This window comes from Pseudomonas sp. EL_65y_Pfl2_R96, from assembly GCF_963970905.1.
In the GTDB taxonomy this organism is placed as follows: domain Bacteria; phylum Pseudomonadota; class Gammaproteobacteria; order Pseudomonadales; family Pseudomonadaceae; genus Aquipseudomonas.
Map to the genome: position 1 here is coordinate 1 of NZ_CAXAQH010000416.1, position 428 is coordinate 428.

A 428-nucleotide genomic window follows, 5' to 3' on the forward strand; every position below is an offset into this window, starting at 1 on the left:
GACCGCTGCCCATCTTCCAGCAGGAACAGAATGGCCGTTGCCAGCCCGCGGCTGCCGTCCGGCGAAGGCTGGCGCATCGTTTCGCGATACCAGCCGCCTTCGGGGTGGGGGGACAGGTCCAGCGAGGCGATCAAGGTATGCGACATCGCACATGCTGTTAGGGCAGACGCCCCCTGGAGGCGACAGGAATTGAACATGAGGCTCTCCGCTTTCCGCGCGCTCCCACGATCGGGGCGGAGTTGGTTCTTGCTGCATCGCACCATTTTCGGTACAGCATCGTCATCAAGACTCCCGAGTATCAGGGCTACGCCGTGCAAAATCCATCCGGGCCGACCGGCCCCGTTCCGACTGTCTTCGAAGCTATTGTCCGGAAGCGGTGCTTGCGCGCTACCTACAATCGCACCGATATTACGCTCGCACCGCACATC

General features: G+C 62.1%; 1 protein-coding gene. It reads right to left on the minus strand.

Annotated features, from left to right (window positions below):
• Positions 1 to 263: cupin domain-containing protein (locus tag AACY49_RS32045; protein WP_445262696.1), on the minus strand; the 263-nt coding region annotated here is incomplete at its 3' end.
• Positions 264 to 428 lie beyond the last annotated feature (165 nt).